Here is a 13,782-nt window from a genome sequence, read left to right as displayed (position 1 = left end):
CGGAGCCGCGGCTAGCGGCCCCGGCCGCCCCCGCCGCCGTGACCGCCTCCGCCCCCACCACCGCCATGGCCGCCTCCCCCGCCTCCGCCACCTCCGCCACCATGGCCGCCGCTGCCGGCACCACCGGCGCCACCCGCACCACCGCCGCCGTTTCCGCCGCGGCCGTGGCTGCCATCATGGCCACTTCCACCGCCATTGCCGTTTGCTCCACCCGAGGCCCCGTGCCCGCCTCCTGACGTCCCGTTTCCGCCACCCGCGCTTCCCCGGCCTTCTCCGGGGCCACCCTGCCGGCCTTCGCCTCTGCCAACAGCACCCGTGCCCTCTCCTGCGGCCCGCGCCCGCTCCGGCCTGCCGCCAAGCGACAGTCCGGCCCGGCCGGTCCTGCTGGATGCCCTTTCGCCGGGCCCGACATCGGCCGACTGCCCGCTCGCCAAGTCCGTGACGCCGACAAGGCCGCGCTGGACGGACAGGTCGGCACGCCCGGGCAGGACCGCGACGCGGAAGTGCGTTCCCTTGACGATTGCTGCCATGACCGGGGTCTCGACCTTGAAGTAGGGTGCGGCCCTCTTCTCGACCTCGAACTCGACCACGCCCGCGCGTTGCTCCACTGTCGTCGTGGTTCCCAGCAGATTCGTCTCGATCCGGATCGTGGCGCCCGGTCCCACCATGACCTCGCCGCTGCCGCGAACCAGCCTGGCCCGGGAGCCAGACGCGGTGACCAGGGTTGCCCCATAGGGCAGCTCCATCCCGGGTTGAAGAACGCTGACGCCGTCCTGCGTGGAGACGGTGACACGGCCCTGAATACGTTCCGCAACCCAGTTTTCCGCCCTAGCTTGAGCTTGAACGCCTGCCGAGAACAAAATGATGGCTGCAACGCGAAGGTACTGGATCACTGTATGCTCCTCGTGATGTCCATGCAGAGGAGCTGAATACCGTTCCCGGTCCGTTAAGACGGTGTGATCCCTGGTCTCGATAGTGAACGATCGTTGACCGCAGCTTTGTTCCTGCATCGTCGCGATCACCCCGGGGGTGTCCGCGTTTGTCGCCGAGGCTGGCCCACCGAGATCGTTGGGTCAGGCGTGGATTGGGCGCGCGGGAGGCGTTGCGCGGGGCATGCGCCCTTTTTCCGGAAGCGGGACGACCCCGAAGGGCGGCAGCCACGTTCCTCCGGGAGGCAATCCCGCGCCAGCGATGCGGGCCGTCGTGCTTTCATCTCCCGGCATTTCGAGGGCTGCGGCAAAGGCCATGCGCAGAGTGCCCACCATGACCACGCGTCGCCTCCCGTCCGGTGCGGCCGTGGTCAGCGTGACGATCGTGTCGTAGTCGAGACTGGGCATGGCGTCGCTCCTCGGGCCGGAACGCAACGCGGTATCATCTTCAGAACCGCGCTTGCACTCCGAAGTTCCACTGACGTGCCCAACCGGGAGCCCGGCGCTGCTGGCCGAACGCAGGAACACTCCCGGCCGCAACGTATCCGCATTTACGCCTATCGTATTCGCCCCGACTTTAGCGCCCGGCCATTCTGTTCCACTCTGACCTCGTGGTCGTCCTCCCCGATCACAGACATAGACTCCTCCATGTCGTTGATGAAGGCTGGCCGGCTCTAAAAAGCCGGTCAGCCTTTTCCTTCCCGGATGCAGGTCAGGTCGGCCCCATGAACGGTGTCAAGCGAGCGAAGCGCCACGCACAGGCTCGCCAGCAGGTGAGCGCCGCACTGGCTGCGGCACTGGCGCAAAATAGTCCCGGCCCAAGGCAGCGCCCCGCCTAGGCACGGCAGTTTCCATCCTCATCCCTGCATCCCGCCCGCTCTCTTGCGCCGGCTTGCTCTCCCCCTTCAGCTCAGGACAGTCGGAAATGGCCCGAGGGATCATGATCGCCCTGCCCCTCTCGGTCCTGATGTGGGCGGTCCTCGGCTTCGGCGTCTACGTCGCCGCCCGCCACATGCCAGCGCACGCCCATGCCACCGGCCCTTGACCGCTGGTCGTCCAGGGCCGAGGCCCGATGTCGTGTTCTTCCGATGCGTGGCAGTCCGTGAAAGTTGAACGTCAGCCGCTGTCCTGAATCCGGGATCCCGGGACGGGTGCCACGGAGCGTGAGCGATCGCGCGAGCTCAGGGTGGGCGGGGCAATGCGGTCCGGTTACGCCGGCATCGCCATGCTCTTCCCGTCGTGCCGCATGGCTCCCGCGAGACGCTTCCGTTATACGGATCGGCCGTCGCCAGAGTTCGGAGCGCGATCCGTCGATGCGGACCAGGATGACCTCGACTGCGATGCCGGGGCTGGTCAGGGCCGGCGTGCCGTGGCTCGTTCTGGGCGGCACGGTCGCCATCTTCGGCGCGGCGCTCGGGCCGCCTTTCTTCTCGCCCTTCGCGCTCTCGCTCATCGTCCAGCAGGTGACAGTCACCACCATCGTCGCCGCTGCGCAGGCGCTGGTGATCCTGACCGGCGGGATCGACCTGTCGCTGGGTGCGATCCTGGTGCTCGCGATGGTGGTCATGGGCCAGGCGGTGTTCACCTGGGGTTGGCCGGGCTGGGCAGCCGTCCTCGCCGGCCTGGCGGCAGGCGCGGCATGCGGCGCGATCAATGGCGTGCTGACCGCGCGCGCCCGCCTGCCGGCCTTCATCGTGACGCTCGGCACGTGGCAGATTTTCGGCACCGCGGCCTACCTCGTCTCAAGGCACGAGACCATCCGCAGCCAGGACGTCGAGGCGCAGGCGCCTCTCCTCCACGTGTTCGGTCATTCCGTGAACATCGGTGGGGCCGTCATCACGCTGGGCGTCGCGGCGGCAGGCGTTCTCCTGGCGGTGCTGTGGTACATCCTGTCGTGCACGCCATGGGGCCGGCACGCCTATGCCGTGGGCGACAATCCCGAAGCCGCGGCACTCACCGGCCTGCCGGTTCGGCGGATCCGCGAAACCGCCTATATCGGAGCGGGGCTGATCGCCGCGCTGGCGGGGTGGGTTATGATCGGGCGCATCGGCTCGATCACGCCGACGGTCGGAGAACTCATCAATATCGAGGCGGTCACAGCCGCGGTGATCGGCGGCATTTCGCTGGGGGGAGGCCGGGGCTCGGTGCTCGGCGCACTCGTGGGCGCGCTCACGGTGGGTGCGTTCTCCCTCGGGCTGCGGCTGCTGGGCTCGAACGCCCAGTGGATTACCGCGGCTATCGGGGCCTGCACGGTCCTTGCCGTCCTCATCGACACGCGCCTTAGGCGCGCAACATGACGCGTGAGGGACGCAAGACATCCCCCGCGTGCTCCGATCCGGATGGGGAGCCCTAGAAAACTCTCGCGAGCACACCACCATCCACGACAAGTTCCGAGCCCGTGACGTAGGACGTGTCGGGATCGACGAGGTACAGCGCGGCACGGGCGACATCGTCCGGCAGACCCGGACCGCCGACAGGGATCGCAGTACGATGCACTGTTGCCGTGGGTTCGCTCGCAAAGAGAGCGGCATTGCGTGGAACCGTGATGGCGCCCGGCGCGACAAGGTTGACTGTGATGCCGTGGCCGGCGAGATCGACGGCAAGCGCCTTAACCAGCATCCGCACGCCGCCCTTGCTCGCGACATAGGGGACGGCCTCGGCTTCGGCGGCGAAGCTGTTGACGGATCCGATGAGAACGATGCGGCCCTGCACCTTGGCGAGGACCATGGCCCGGGCGGCCGTCTGGGCCATGTAGAAGGAGCCGGTCAGGTTGACATCGATGTAGCGCGCCCATTCCTCGGGCGTGATGCCGAGGACGTTGCCGCTGCCTCCCAGGGCGGCGGCTGCGTGCACGAGGATGTCGATGCGGCCGTACCGGGCGACGACCCCGTCGACCACCCGCTGGACGTCGGCGAGCCTAGAGACGTCACAGGCTTCGACACCGTCCACACCGGGCTGCAGATCGACGCCCACGACGGTCGCGTCTTCCGAGCGCAGGCGCGCTCCGATGGCAGACCCGATGCCGCCCGCGGCGCCCGTGACGATGGCGACCTTGCCGGACAATCGGTTGCTCACGGGAGAACCTCCCGGACAACGCATGTCGCCCATTCTCCGGGCTGGATCGACGCCAGATGGCGCACGCCCATGACGATGCCCGGCTCTCCGGCGCGGAGGTCTGCAAGGATTTCGCCCGAAGGGGAGCGGATCACGGCCAGCGGGTGGCCGGCCTCGACGGCCTGTCCCGGGCTGACGAAGCTCTCGATGAATCCGCCGCAGGGTGCGAGAGCCCAGTCGCCGTCCAGGACCGCCGCCGTGGCCGGTGCACCGGCGGGGATGTCCGGCGGGAGGTCGGGCAGAATGCCTTCGTGGCGCAGAACCCGGAGCAGACCTGCCGCATAGCCGTCGACGTCGTCCTGGATCTGGCCGCCCCGCCCGCCGCTCTCGGCCCCGATCGCGGGGATGCCCGCCCGCAGGGCCTCGTAGGAGAGCACGCCGGCACGGGCAGGCAGCCTCCAGAGGCGCTGGAGGCCCATCGCACGCGCCAGCGAAAGCGATCGGGCGGCCAGTTCCGGCGTGACGCCCGGACCCTCGGAATAAAAACCGCAGACCTCCATGAAGGCGAGGCGCACGCCGCCGGAATGCAGGTCGACGAGGACGTCTGCCATCCTCACCACCTCGAAGAGGGCAGCTGCCAGACGAAAGGTGAGCGTGCCCTGTGGATCGCCGGGAAAGATCCTGGCCAGGTTCTGGCCATCGGTCGGCGACGTCCGTGTGCCTGCCGAAAAGGCGTCGAGGTTTGCCATCGGCACCATCAGCACCCTGCCCCGAACCGGCAGGGACGGCAGCTGGTCCGCCAGCGCCCAGAGCGCCCGCGGCCCCTCGTACTCGTCGCCATGGATGCCGGCCGTGAGGAGCGCGGTCGGGCCCGCCGCATGGCCCTCCACGACGATCAGCGGAAATGTCGCGGGGCTCCCGTCGGCACGGTCCGCGAACGCGACGTCGAAGCGCCCCACCTTGCCGGGTGGCACCCCGAGACCGGCGACCTCGTCCAGCGCAATACGCGTCATGGCTTCACCGTATGGTCCACCCGCTCCCCGTCGGGCAGGTCCCGGAACTCGCGGCAGACGTCCACCAGCCGCGAGATCGTCGTCTCCAGCATCTGGCGCCCCTTCTCGGCCGTCGCCAGGGTCGGCGTGCCGGCCACGCCGGAGTCGTTCATCTTGCTCCACCAGTTCATGAAATGGACCCAGCGCTGGGTGCTGAGGTCGGGGTAGAGCCAGCGCGGGCCGCCGCGGTAGGCAGGGATCTCGTCGGCGATCTTGTCGTGCTGGACGAGGTGGGGCTTGAGGGCGAGGTACTCGGACGTTTCCCATTCGCAGGCATGGTCGGCCGCGTATGGACCGCCTTCGAGTAGGCCCTGGATGACGTCCCACGCCACCTGCCAGTGATTGACCGCACCTGCCATGGCGGGCGTCGTCACGGTGATCCGGCGGGCGATCAGGTCGCAGAGCGAGGCGTTGGAGCCGTGCCCGTTGACGAACAGCATCCTGCGGAAGCCCTGGTGCGCCAGGCTCTCGCCGATGTCGCAGCAATAGGCCATGAAGTTTTCCATCTTGATGTCGATGGTGCCGGGGAAATCCATGTTGTGGGCGTTGTAGCCGTAGTGGACCGGCGGCAGGCTGATCGCGGTTCCGCCGGAGCGGCGCGCCGTCTCCTCGCAGATATGCTCGACGAAGGTGTTGTCGACGTCGACGGGCAGGTGGGGCCCGTGCTGCTCGATGGCCCCGACGGGGATGAGCGCGACGCGCCTCTGCAGGACGACCTCGTTGACCTCGGGCCAGGTCAATTCACGGAACAGATGCTTGGTCGTCATAGCGCTCCTCCTGTCAGGCTCCGCCTGAGCGTTCCGGGTGTGGCGAGGGCCACCCCGCTCTCGGCGTCGAAGACGTAGAAAGTCTCCGGCGAGAGCCTCACCTTCACGCGGTCGGCGGGCCGGAGATCCTCGCCTTCGGCGACCTGCGCGACCAGGGAGGCCTCCCCCAGCCGCAGGTGCACGAGGCGGAGCGCGCCGAGGTGCTCCACCAACTCGACTACTGCGTCTTCGCCCGTGTCGCCCAGCACGAGGTCCTCCGGGCGGAGGCCGAGGTCGACGGGGCGCCCGTCCTGGCCAGATGGCCAGCGCGGAGGCAGGGGCAGGTCGAGCCCGGCTCCCTGGAGCGATGTCGGGCCGGCACGCATGCGGGTGAAGCGCATGGGTGGCGAGCCGACGAAGGACGCCACGAAGCGGTTGGCCGGCGCGCGGTAGATGCCGAGCGGTGTATCGACCTGCTGGATCCGGCCCGTGGAGAAGACGGCGATCCGGTCTGACATCGTCATCGCCTCGGACTGATCGTGCGTCACGTAGATGGCCGTCGTGCGCAGGTCCTGGAACAGGCGCTTCAATTCGGCGCGGGTCTGGGTTCGCAAAACCGCGTCGAGGTTGGACAGCGGTTCGTCCAGCAAAAACACCTGGGGGTCCCGCACCATGGCGCGCCCGAGGGCGACGCGCTGGCGCTGCCCGCCCGACAACTGGCGCGGATAGCGATCGAGCAGAGGGCCGATGTCGAGAATGGCCGCAGCGCGGTCGACAGCCTTCCGGATCTCGTCGGTAGAGCGGCCACGGACACGCAGGGCAAAGCCCATGTTGGCGGCGACCGTCATATGCGGATAGAGAGCATAGGACTGGAACACCATGGCGATGTCCCGGTCCATCGCCGGGACGCGCGTGACCTCCCGGTCGCCTATCAGGATGCGTCCGGTGGTGGGGGTCTCCAGACCGGCGATGATGTTGAGCGTGGTCGTCTTCCCGCATCCCGAAGGCCCGAGGAACGACACGAACTCATGGTCCGCGATGCGCAGGTTCAGCTGCGACAGCGCAGTGACCCGGCCGAAGGTCTTTCCGACATCTTCGAGCAGCACCTCAGCCACGGCTCAGCCCTTGACCGCGCCGGCTGTGAGGCCGCGCACGAGGTAGCGCTGCGTCAGCAGCGCGAAGGCCATGACGGGCAGGACGATGATGGTGCTCATGGCGGACATCGGTCCCCATTGCGTTCCCTTGTCGGTGATGAAGCTCGCGACCCTGACGGGCAGCGTCTTGGCGTGCACGGGGCCTACCGCGGACGCCATCAGGAACTCGTTCCAGGACAGGAACGCAGTGAGGATGGCGGCCGTGACGAGCGACGGCGTGCTGAGCGGCAGCACGATCAGGACGAACCTGCGGATCGGCCCGCAGCCGTCGAGCATGGCCGCGCGCTCGATCTCCCTCGGGAATTCCTCGAAGAAGGCCAGCAGCAGCCAGACCACGAAGGGAACGGCGATGCTGACATGGGCGATGACGATGGCCGTGCGCGTGTCCAGCAGGTGCACGTCGCGCATCATCAGGTAGTAGGGAATGGCCACGGCGATCTTGGGGTAGAACCGCACCATCAGGAAAACGGTCGCGATCACGTGCGAGAGCCGGAAGGGCAGGCGGGCCCGCGACAGCGCGTAGGCGGCCATGGCCCCGATCGCGACCGAGAGGACGGTGGTCGCGGTCGTGACGACGAGGGAGTTGACGAGGTAATCGAGCGTGCCGGCGCGGGCATCGAAGATCACGGCGTAGTTGTCCAGCGTGAGGCGCTCCGGGATCAGTCCCGACGCTTCGGACAGGAACTCGTCGCCAGGCCGAAGCCCGTTCAGGAACAACACGACGAAGGGCATGCAGGCGGCCAGCAGGCCGAGCCCGATCAGCAACGCCCGCAGGACGGTCCAGGGCGAACGCGAGACGGCCGTCATGCGCGCGCCTCGGACAGCCACCGCGCCAGCCAGGAGCGCCACCAGAGGAACGCGCCCGCGATCGCCACACAGAAGACCAGCATCATCCAGGACAATGCGGCGGCGTAGGAGATGTTGAAGTATCGCAGGCCCTGCTGGTAGATCCAGTAGGTGAGCGTATGCGTGGCGTAGCCGGGACCGCCGAGCGTCGTCGTAAAGACGAGGTCCAGCGTCAGCAGCCCGTCGATCAGCCGGAACATCGCCACGATCACGACGATGGGCACCAGCATCGGCCACACGACGAGGCGAAACGTCTGGAGCCGCGAGGCGCCGTCGACGGAAGCGGCGCGCAGCACGTCCTGGGGCAGGCCGACCAGTGCCGCCGTGAACACGATCGTGGAGAATGGAAGCCACTCCCACGCGTCCACGAGGATGAGCGACAGCCGCGCCCAGGCGGGGTCGCCCAGCCAGTTTGGCCCTTCGATCCCGAGAGCGGCGAGGCCCTTGTTGACCATCCCCACCCGCGCCGACAGCAGCATCCGCCACATGGTGCCGACGGCGATCGGGGCGACGACCATCGGCAGCATCAGCAGCGTGCGCGACAGCCGGAGCGTGTAGCCTTCGCCGGTCGTCGCAAGAGCCAGGGCGAGGCCGAGCGTGATCTGGAGGAGCGTCGATGCGAGGGCGAGGAGGATGGTGAAGCCCGCCGACCCCAGGAACACCGGATCGGAGAAAGCCTTGGTATAATTCACGAGGCCGACATAGGGCCCTGGTTCCGGCGATCGCGCCAGCGACCAGTCCTGGAAGGACAGGGACAGGGCGGCACCGAGCGGCACCAGTTGTGCAGCGATGAGCACCGCGAGCGCGGGAAGGAGCAGAAGGGCGAACCCGCCGGCCTCGCCGAGGGATCGCTCGATGCGCATCGACAGCGTGCCTCGGGCACTCCGATCGGACACGGCCGGCCTCTCACTGACGCTTGACGGAGACGGAGCACGAGGGAATGTCCCCGTGCTCAGTCCGGTTCACTTGGCCTGAAGCCCGGAGCCCTTGGCCGAGACGACGAGCGCCGGCGACACGGCGAGGCCAGCCCACTTCTCGTTGACCGCCTTGATTCCGTCCGCCGCGCTGACGCGGCCGTTGGCGATGTCCTGCAGCGTGTTGGTGAGCGCGTCCTGCGCCTCGCCGGAGAGCGGCGGGTTCTTGGCTCGCGAGTAGCCCTCGATCATCACCGGCCAGAAGTGGGCGTTCTTGGCCTTGAGCTCCGGGTCTTCGTAGATGCTCAGCCAGACCGATCCGATGTTGTGCTTGACGTAGTTGGCCTTGGCGTTCTCGGGGCCGGCAAAGGCTTTCATCCAGGCCCAGGCGAGCTTGGGATCCTTGGCCGTCTTCGGCATGAAGAGCTGCCAGAGCGAGAGCCAGGGGAAGCCTTCGCCCGGGAAGCGCACCATGGTCCACTTGCCCTTCACGGACGAGCCGTCCTTGTCGAGAGAGCCCGTGATGAAGCTCGGCCAGGTCATCGTCATGGCGACCTTGCCGTCCTTGAAGAGCTGATGGGCCTCGTCGAACGAAAGCGCCGTGCCGTTCTTCGGCAAATGCTTCCACAACGCCGTGATCTGCGAGGCGGCCGCGGCTGCCTTGTCGGCTTCTAGGGCGTACTTGCCGTCCTTGGTCATGTAGGTGCCGGGATAGGCGGAAAAGAAGTACGCGCCGATCTGCTCGGGATTGCCGGTGGAATGGCTGAAGCATGCCACGCCGGGGTTCTTCGCCTCGATGGCCTCGCAGGCCTTCGCCACGTCGTTCCAGTCCTTGAACTCGGGCTTTACGCCAGCCTTGCCGAGGATCTCGGTGTTCACGAGAAGGCCGAAGGCATCGACGCCGTAGGGGACGCCGATCTGGTCGTTGCCGACCCATTCGGAGCGGCCCGGCTCCATCAGGCCGGGGATCATGCCCTTGCCGTAGTCGTCCGCCTTGATGAAGGACGTCAGCGGAGAGAAGTAGGGATAGACGTCGGCGAGGTAGTAGCCGCCGCTCATCACGTCGTACTGGGCCGTCCCCGAGATCAGGTCGGTCGTGTTGTTCTGCCGCAGGACCGCCCAGGGAAAGGCGGCGATCTTCACGTCCGTGCCGGTCTTGGCCTTGAAGGCCTCGGCGATCTCTTGCGCAGCCTTGTCGTATGTCCCCGACTCCATGACCGAGAAGCCGATCTCGGCAGCGCGTGCAGCGCCAGCAGTCGAAAACGCGGCCAACAGGACGGCGGACAGCGCGGAGCGCGACAGCCTGACAATACTGAAGCTCATCATGACCCCTCCCTCAATCAGCTGGACGATTGGCGACCGCAAGAAGCGGCTTGCCGACGACGACGCCTTCCCGGTCGTAGGTTGCCGCGGATTCGACGATGTGGCTCAGCATGAGCGTGGCGGCGCGATCGGGATCCCTGGACCGGACGACCTCGAGGATCTCGCGATGCTGCTCGATCTCCTTGGCCTGGAAGTCCGGGATCATGTCGAAGCGCCGGCCGCGCTCCATCAGCAGCCCCAGGATCGAGTCCATGAAGCTGGCCGCCACCTTGTTCTTCGACGCTTCCGCGAGCATCACATGGAAGCGGGCTGCAAACCCGCTGACGGGCCTGTTGTTCAGGCGCGCGTCCTCGTGCTGGTCGAGCAGGCGGGACAGCGCGTCAAAGTCAGCGACCGTGCCGCGGATGGCTGCCAGCCGCACGCATTGGGGCTCGATCATCTCGCGCGCCTCGAGGAGCTCGAGAGCGTCCTCATTGCCGATCAGGATGCTCACGACCTCCGGACGCAGGACTTCACTGGCCGTAGGCCGCCGCACGAACGTGCCGTGGCCGGCGGAGGCCTCGACGACGTTCAGGGTCGAGAGAATCTGCAGGGCCTCCCGGACCGTGGACCGTCCGACCTGGAGCCGCTCCATCAACTCCTTCTCCGGAGGCAGCTGGTCCCCGGGCTTGACCGCTCCCTGACGGATGAGGTCGAGGAGCTGTGTCGCGACGGTTTGGGACGTGGTCACCCGCGAGACGCGCTTGAGTTGCATTGCCAATGTCTGCCTGATCAGTCACAATGTCTGACAATAGGACTACGCGGACGAATCCGTCGTGTCAATCTTCCCCGATGAGGCTCACTGCCGTGGCTGCCGCACCCTACGACCGATCGTTCTGGAGGTTTGTCGACAGGCTTCCTGTGCCCGCCGGTCTCGTCCCCGTCAGTCTCGGCGAGGGCGGCACTCCGCTGACCCGCAGCCGGCTGCTCCCGGATGTCGGCCTGTACTGGAAGCACGAGTTCAGGAATCCGACCGGCTCCCACAAGGACCGGGCGCTTTCACTGGCAGCGGCCGATGCGGTACGGCTGGGCGCGAGAACGATGGCCGTCGTTTCGGCGGGGTCGACCGGTCTCTCGGCCGCGGCATACGCGGCCCGGGCGGGCCTGCGGAGCGTCACGCTCATGGGCGGCTCGGTCCCGGCCGAGCGCATCGCGCCCGTCAGTGCTCTTGGCTCCGAGATCTACCTGCTCGATGACGGTATTGACGCCCTCATCGAGACACTGCAGCAGTTCGCGGGGCACGACGGCATCTATGTCGCCTCGACGACGGTGCGCTCGAACCCCGTGCAGGCGCTGGCATGCCGCACGATCGCATACGAGATCGTGGAGGACCTTGGCCGGGCCCCGGACTGGGTCATCATCCCGACGGGTGGCGGGGGAACTCTCGCTTCCATCGCGGCGGGATTCCGGGATCTCCTCGACGGCGGGATGATCCGCACCTTGCCCCGGCTCGTGGCCGCCGTGCCGGACCGCTTCAACGCGCTCGAGGTAGCCCTTGGTGCCGGGATCCGGACCTGGGAGGATTTTGCCAGGCTGCCCTTCACCGACGACCTCGATACCGTCCTTGGAAAACTCGCGCACGGCCATCCGCCCGACGGGCTGCATGCGCTCGCTGCCCTCGACGCCTGCAACGGCATGGTCGTGTCCTGTTCCGAGCCCGACTGCCTGGCGGCGGTCGGCCGTATCGGAGGCGTGGACGGGCTCTATCTCGAACCATCCAGTGCAATCGTGGCGCCGGCCCTCGACCTGCTCTGCAGCCGCGGCCTGCTCGGGTCCGGCGATCTCGTCGTGGCCCTGGCCTGCGGGTCGGGCTTCAGGGAGACATTCACGCTTCTCGCCCGGTCCGGGCCGGCGAGCGTCAACCGGATTACGATGGGTGAGATTCCTGCCGTGCTCGGGACGTGAGGGATGCTCGTCGGTCGTGGCATTTACCTCGTCACGAGTGGAGCGCTCGGGCACAACTCGACCCATGCACTGGATTGCAGCTCGTTTGCCGTCGAGGCTGAGGGAGGCTGGCTGCTCTTCGACACCGGCGCCGGCGTGGATCTAGCCCGTGTGGACACCGCGCTTGGCGAACTCCCTGGTCCGGTGACGCATGTCTTCCTCACGCATTGCCATGCCGACCATGCGGGCGGCGCCGCGCATCTGCGGCGCCGGGGAGCCCGGATCATCGCCGGGCCGGAGACGTCGGCCATCGTCGCCGCCGGAGACGAGCACGCCATGAGCCTGGACGTCGCGAGGGCGCTGGGGGTCTACCCGGCCGACTACCGCTTCGAACCCTGCGTCATCGACGACGTGCTCTCGCCCGACAGCGTCGCGGTCATGGGCGGGCGCCGGATCCGCATGGTTGCAACACCCGGCCACAGCGCCGACCATGTCTCCTATGTCGTCGAGGATCCCGAGGCGGCGATCTTGATGGCCGGAGACGCGCTCTTCGAGGGTGGCACGGTGGTGCTGCAGGACACGTGGGATTGCAACGTCCAGGCCACGTGCCGCACCATCGAGCGGCTGGCAGAAATTGACTTCGAGGTTTTTCTCCCCGGGCATGGCCCGCTTCGCCTCAATGAGGCGAGGGAACCTGTCCGCCAGGCGATGGCAAGGGTGAAGTCACTCCTCTGCCCGCGTCCCTTCCTGTGAACCGCCGCGGCCCGGAAAGACGTCCCGGGCAAGGTGGCGACGGAAGCCGGTCAGCCTGACCTGGCGTAACGATGCCGGCCGTACGAGCCCGGTGTCACGCCGGTCCACTGGCGGAACACGGTCGTCAGATGTGCCTGGTCGGAAAATCCAGTGAGATAGGCGACCTCGGCGGGCGACTTTCCGTCTGCGAGGTGCCGCTTCGCCAGTTCGATCCGGAGGCCGACGAGGTAGCGGTGCGGCGTTGTCCCGAACGTCATGCGGAAGCGGTGGATGAAATGCGACCGGCTGATGCCCGCGAAGGAGGCCAACTCGCCGACGGACGCACCCTCCATCACATGCGCATCCAGGTATTCCTCGAGGCGCCGCCGCAACGCGCTCGAAAAGGGGTGGATAGCCCTTTCCCGCGGTGAAAGGCCGGAGGCGTTCGTGTGCCGCCGCAGGACTTCGGTCGTGATCTGGATCAGCAGCGACTCGGCGAGGAGCGTTGGGCGCGGCAGCGCGGGCCTGAAGACCGTGAGGAACTGCTGCAAGAGGGCCCGCAGCTGGGTGTCCCTGACGCCAAGCCGTGAAACCGGGAGCGCACGGCTGGCCGGCAGATCCTGTTCTTCCGCGATCTGCGCCAGGAGATCCGGCGGGATGAACAGGTAGAGAAGTTCGCCGTGCCCCTTGACCTCCCACGCACTTCCCTGGCCGGCTGGCTGGATCGTCAGATGGCCAGCTTCCGTCCTGCCGGCGTCGCGGCTGCCTGCGGAGGTCCGTTCCACACCACAGCTTCCGGCGAGCCGGAGCGCGATCAGATGGTCGCGGCACCCCTCCGGCGAATTCAGCCGGTATGAGCCGTGCCGGAAGCGCCGGACCGTGACGCCGTGGACGATTTCGAGGTCCAGCCTCGTCTCGAGCGCCTCTGCAAGCGTCGGACGCCAGTGAGACGCCGCTACGAGATCAGTCGTGTGAAGCATGGTCTCGTCTTCGGGATGCGCTTCGATCGTGACCTGCAGTGTGGGAGTGGTCCCATCATCACTCAACCACAAATTGCGGTTTGACGGGAGAACAGCAACATTGTGAAAGACTGCGGCCAGGATCTGGCG

14 protein-coding genes are annotated in these 13,782 nt (G+C 67.4%); 3 read left to right on the top strand and 11 right to left on the bottom strand.

What is annotated here, in order from left to right; all coding sequences use genetic code 11:
* Positions 1 to 11: 11 nt before the first annotated feature.
* Complete coding sequence (locus AC5JCN_RS16110; RefSeq protein ID WP_495756099.1) at positions 12 to 893, bottom strand: FecR domain-containing protein; 882 nt, start codon at positions 891 to 893, stop codon at positions 12 to 14.
* Between the two features lie 180 nt (positions 894 to 1,073).
* Positions 1,074 to 1,337 carry a hypothetical protein gene (locus tag AC5JCN_RS16105; protein WP_495756098.1) on the bottom strand — a complete coding sequence of 88 codons (264 nt, stop codon included), beginning with the start codon at positions 1,335 to 1,337 and terminating at the stop codon, positions 1,074 to 1,076.
* Between the two features lie 905 nt (positions 1,338 to 2,242).
* Here AC5JCN_RS16105 and AC5JCN_RS16100 point away from each other — a divergent pair.
* The gene (locus AC5JCN_RS16100; RefSeq protein WP_495756097.1) at positions 2,243 to 3,226 is read left to right on the top strand and encodes an ABC transporter permease; all 984 of its coding nucleotides are present in this window, start codon (positions 2,243 to 2,245) and stop codon (positions 3,224 to 3,226) included.
* A 52-nt stretch (positions 3,227 to 3,278) separates the two neighbouring features.
* On the opposite strand, the gene AC5JCN_RS16095 is transcribed toward AC5JCN_RS16100, so the two are convergent.
* From AC5JCN_RS16095 to AC5JCN_RS16060, 8 genes are all read right to left on the bottom strand, one after another.
* The gene (locus AC5JCN_RS16095) at positions 3,279 to 4,004 is read right to left on the bottom strand and encodes an SDR family NAD(P)-dependent oxidoreductase (protein ID WP_495756096.1); all 726 of its coding nucleotides are present in this window, start codon (positions 4,002 to 4,004) and stop codon (positions 3,279 to 3,281) included.
* Complete coding sequence (locus AC5JCN_RS16090) at positions 4,001 to 4,996, bottom strand: succinylglutamate desuccinylase/aspartoacylase family protein (protein WP_495756095.1); 996 nt, start codon at positions 4,994 to 4,996, stop codon at positions 4,001 to 4,003. The genes AC5JCN_RS16095 and AC5JCN_RS16090 overlap by 4 nt, the downstream gene beginning before the upstream one ends.
* Complete coding sequence (locus AC5JCN_RS16085; RefSeq protein ID WP_495756094.1) at positions 4,993 to 5,802, bottom strand: creatininase family protein; 810 nt, start codon at positions 5,800 to 5,802, stop codon at positions 4,993 to 4,995. Before AC5JCN_RS16085 ends, AC5JCN_RS16090 begins: the two co-directional genes overlap by 4 nt.
* Positions 5,799 to 6,896 carry an ABC transporter ATP-binding protein gene (locus AC5JCN_RS16080; protein WP_495756093.1) on the bottom strand — a complete coding sequence of 366 codons (1,098 nt, stop codon included), beginning with the start codon at positions 6,894 to 6,896 and terminating at the stop codon, positions 5,799 to 5,801. Before AC5JCN_RS16080 ends, AC5JCN_RS16085 begins: the two co-directional genes overlap by 4 nt.
* Positions 6,897 to 6,899: 3 nt before the next feature.
* Positions 6,900 to 7,742: a carbohydrate ABC transporter permease gene (locus AC5JCN_RS16075; RefSeq protein ID WP_495756092.1), complete on the bottom strand. Its 843-nt coding sequence runs from the start codon at positions 7,740 to 7,742 to the stop codon at positions 6,900 to 6,902.
* On the bottom strand, positions 7,739 to 8,677 hold the full coding sequence (locus AC5JCN_RS16070) for a carbohydrate ABC transporter permease (protein ID WP_495756091.1): 939 nt from the start codon (positions 8,675 to 8,677) through the stop codon (positions 7,739 to 7,741). Before AC5JCN_RS16070 ends, AC5JCN_RS16075 begins: the two co-directional genes overlap by 4 nt.
* Before the next feature lie 66 nt (positions 8,678 to 8,743).
* Positions 8,744 to 10,018, bottom strand: coding sequence for an extracellular solute-binding protein (locus tag AC5JCN_RS16065; protein ID WP_495756090.1), 1,275 nt, complete (start codon positions 10,016 to 10,018; stop codon positions 8,744 to 8,746).
* Positions 10,019 to 10,031: 13 nt separating this feature from the next.
* Positions 10,032 to 10,772: a FadR/GntR family transcriptional regulator gene (locus AC5JCN_RS16060; RefSeq protein ID WP_495756089.1), complete on the bottom strand. Its 741-nt coding sequence runs from the start codon at positions 10,770 to 10,772 to the stop codon at positions 10,032 to 10,034.
* Positions 10,773 to 10,864: 92 nt separating this feature from the next.
* On the opposite strand from AC5JCN_RS16060, the gene AC5JCN_RS16055 reads away from it, so the two are divergent.
* Positions 10,865 to 11,962, top strand: coding sequence for a pyridoxal-phosphate dependent enzyme (locus AC5JCN_RS16055; RefSeq protein WP_495756088.1), 1,098 nt, complete (start codon positions 10,865 to 10,867; stop codon positions 11,960 to 11,962).
* A 3-nt stretch (positions 11,963 to 11,965) separates the two neighbouring features.
* Entirely contained in the window at positions 11,966 to 12,694 is a 729-nt protein-coding gene (locus AC5JCN_RS16050; RefSeq protein WP_495756087.1) for an MBL fold metallo-hydrolase, read from the top strand.
* 50 nt (positions 12,695 to 12,744) lie between these two features.
* Here the strand turns inward: AC5JCN_RS16050 and AC5JCN_RS16045 are convergent, their stop codons facing one another.
* Positions 12,745 to 13,653: a helix-turn-helix domain-containing protein gene (locus tag AC5JCN_RS16045; RefSeq protein ID WP_495756086.1), complete on the bottom strand. Its 909-nt coding sequence runs from the start codon at positions 13,651 to 13,653 to the stop codon at positions 12,745 to 12,747.
* Between the last annotated feature and the right edge of the window lie 129 nt (positions 13,654 to 13,782).

It is taken from the genome of Alsobacter sp., assembly GCF_059501845.1.
This window is presented reverse-complemented; position numbering and strand designations above follow the sequence as displayed.

What these genes read in the sequence shown, in the direction of transcription:
- AC5JCN_RS16105 (WP_495756098.1), bottom strand. Translation starts at nt 1,337, where the DNA reads ATGCCCAGTCTCGACTACGACACGATCGTCACGCTGACCACGGCCGCA.
- AC5JCN_RS16100 (WP_495756097.1), top strand. Translation starts at nt 2,243, where the DNA reads ATGCGGACCAGGATGACCTCGACTGCGATGCCGGGGCTGGTCAGGGCC.
- AC5JCN_RS16090 (WP_495756095.1), bottom strand. Translation starts at nt 4,996, where the DNA reads ATGACGCGTATTGCGCTGGACGAGGTCGCCGGTCTCGGGGTGCCACCC.
- AC5JCN_RS16085 (WP_495756094.1), bottom strand. Translation starts at nt 5,802, where the DNA reads ATGACGACCAAGCATCTGTTCCGTGAATTGACCTGGCCCGAGGTCAAC.
- AC5JCN_RS16075 (WP_495756092.1), bottom strand. Translation starts at nt 7,742, where the DNA reads ATGACGGCCGTCTCGCGTTCGCCCTGGACCGTCCTGCGGGCGTTGCTG.
- AC5JCN_RS16065 (WP_495756090.1), bottom strand. Translation starts at nt 10,018, where the DNA reads ATGAGCTTCAGTATTGTCAGGCTGTCGCGCTCCGCGCTGTCCGCCGTC.
- AC5JCN_RS16060 (WP_495756089.1), bottom strand. Translation starts at nt 10,772, where the DNA reads ATGCAACTCAAGCGCGTCTCGCGGGTGACCACGTCCCAAACCGTCGCG.
- AC5JCN_RS16050 (WP_495756087.1), top strand. Translation starts at nt 11,966, where the DNA reads ATGCTCGTCGGTCGTGGCATTTACCTCGTCACGAGTGGAGCGCTCGGG.
- AC5JCN_RS16045 (WP_495756086.1), bottom strand. Translation starts at nt 13,653, where the DNA reads ATGCTTCACACGACTGATCTCGTAGCGGCGTCTCACTGGCGTCCGACG.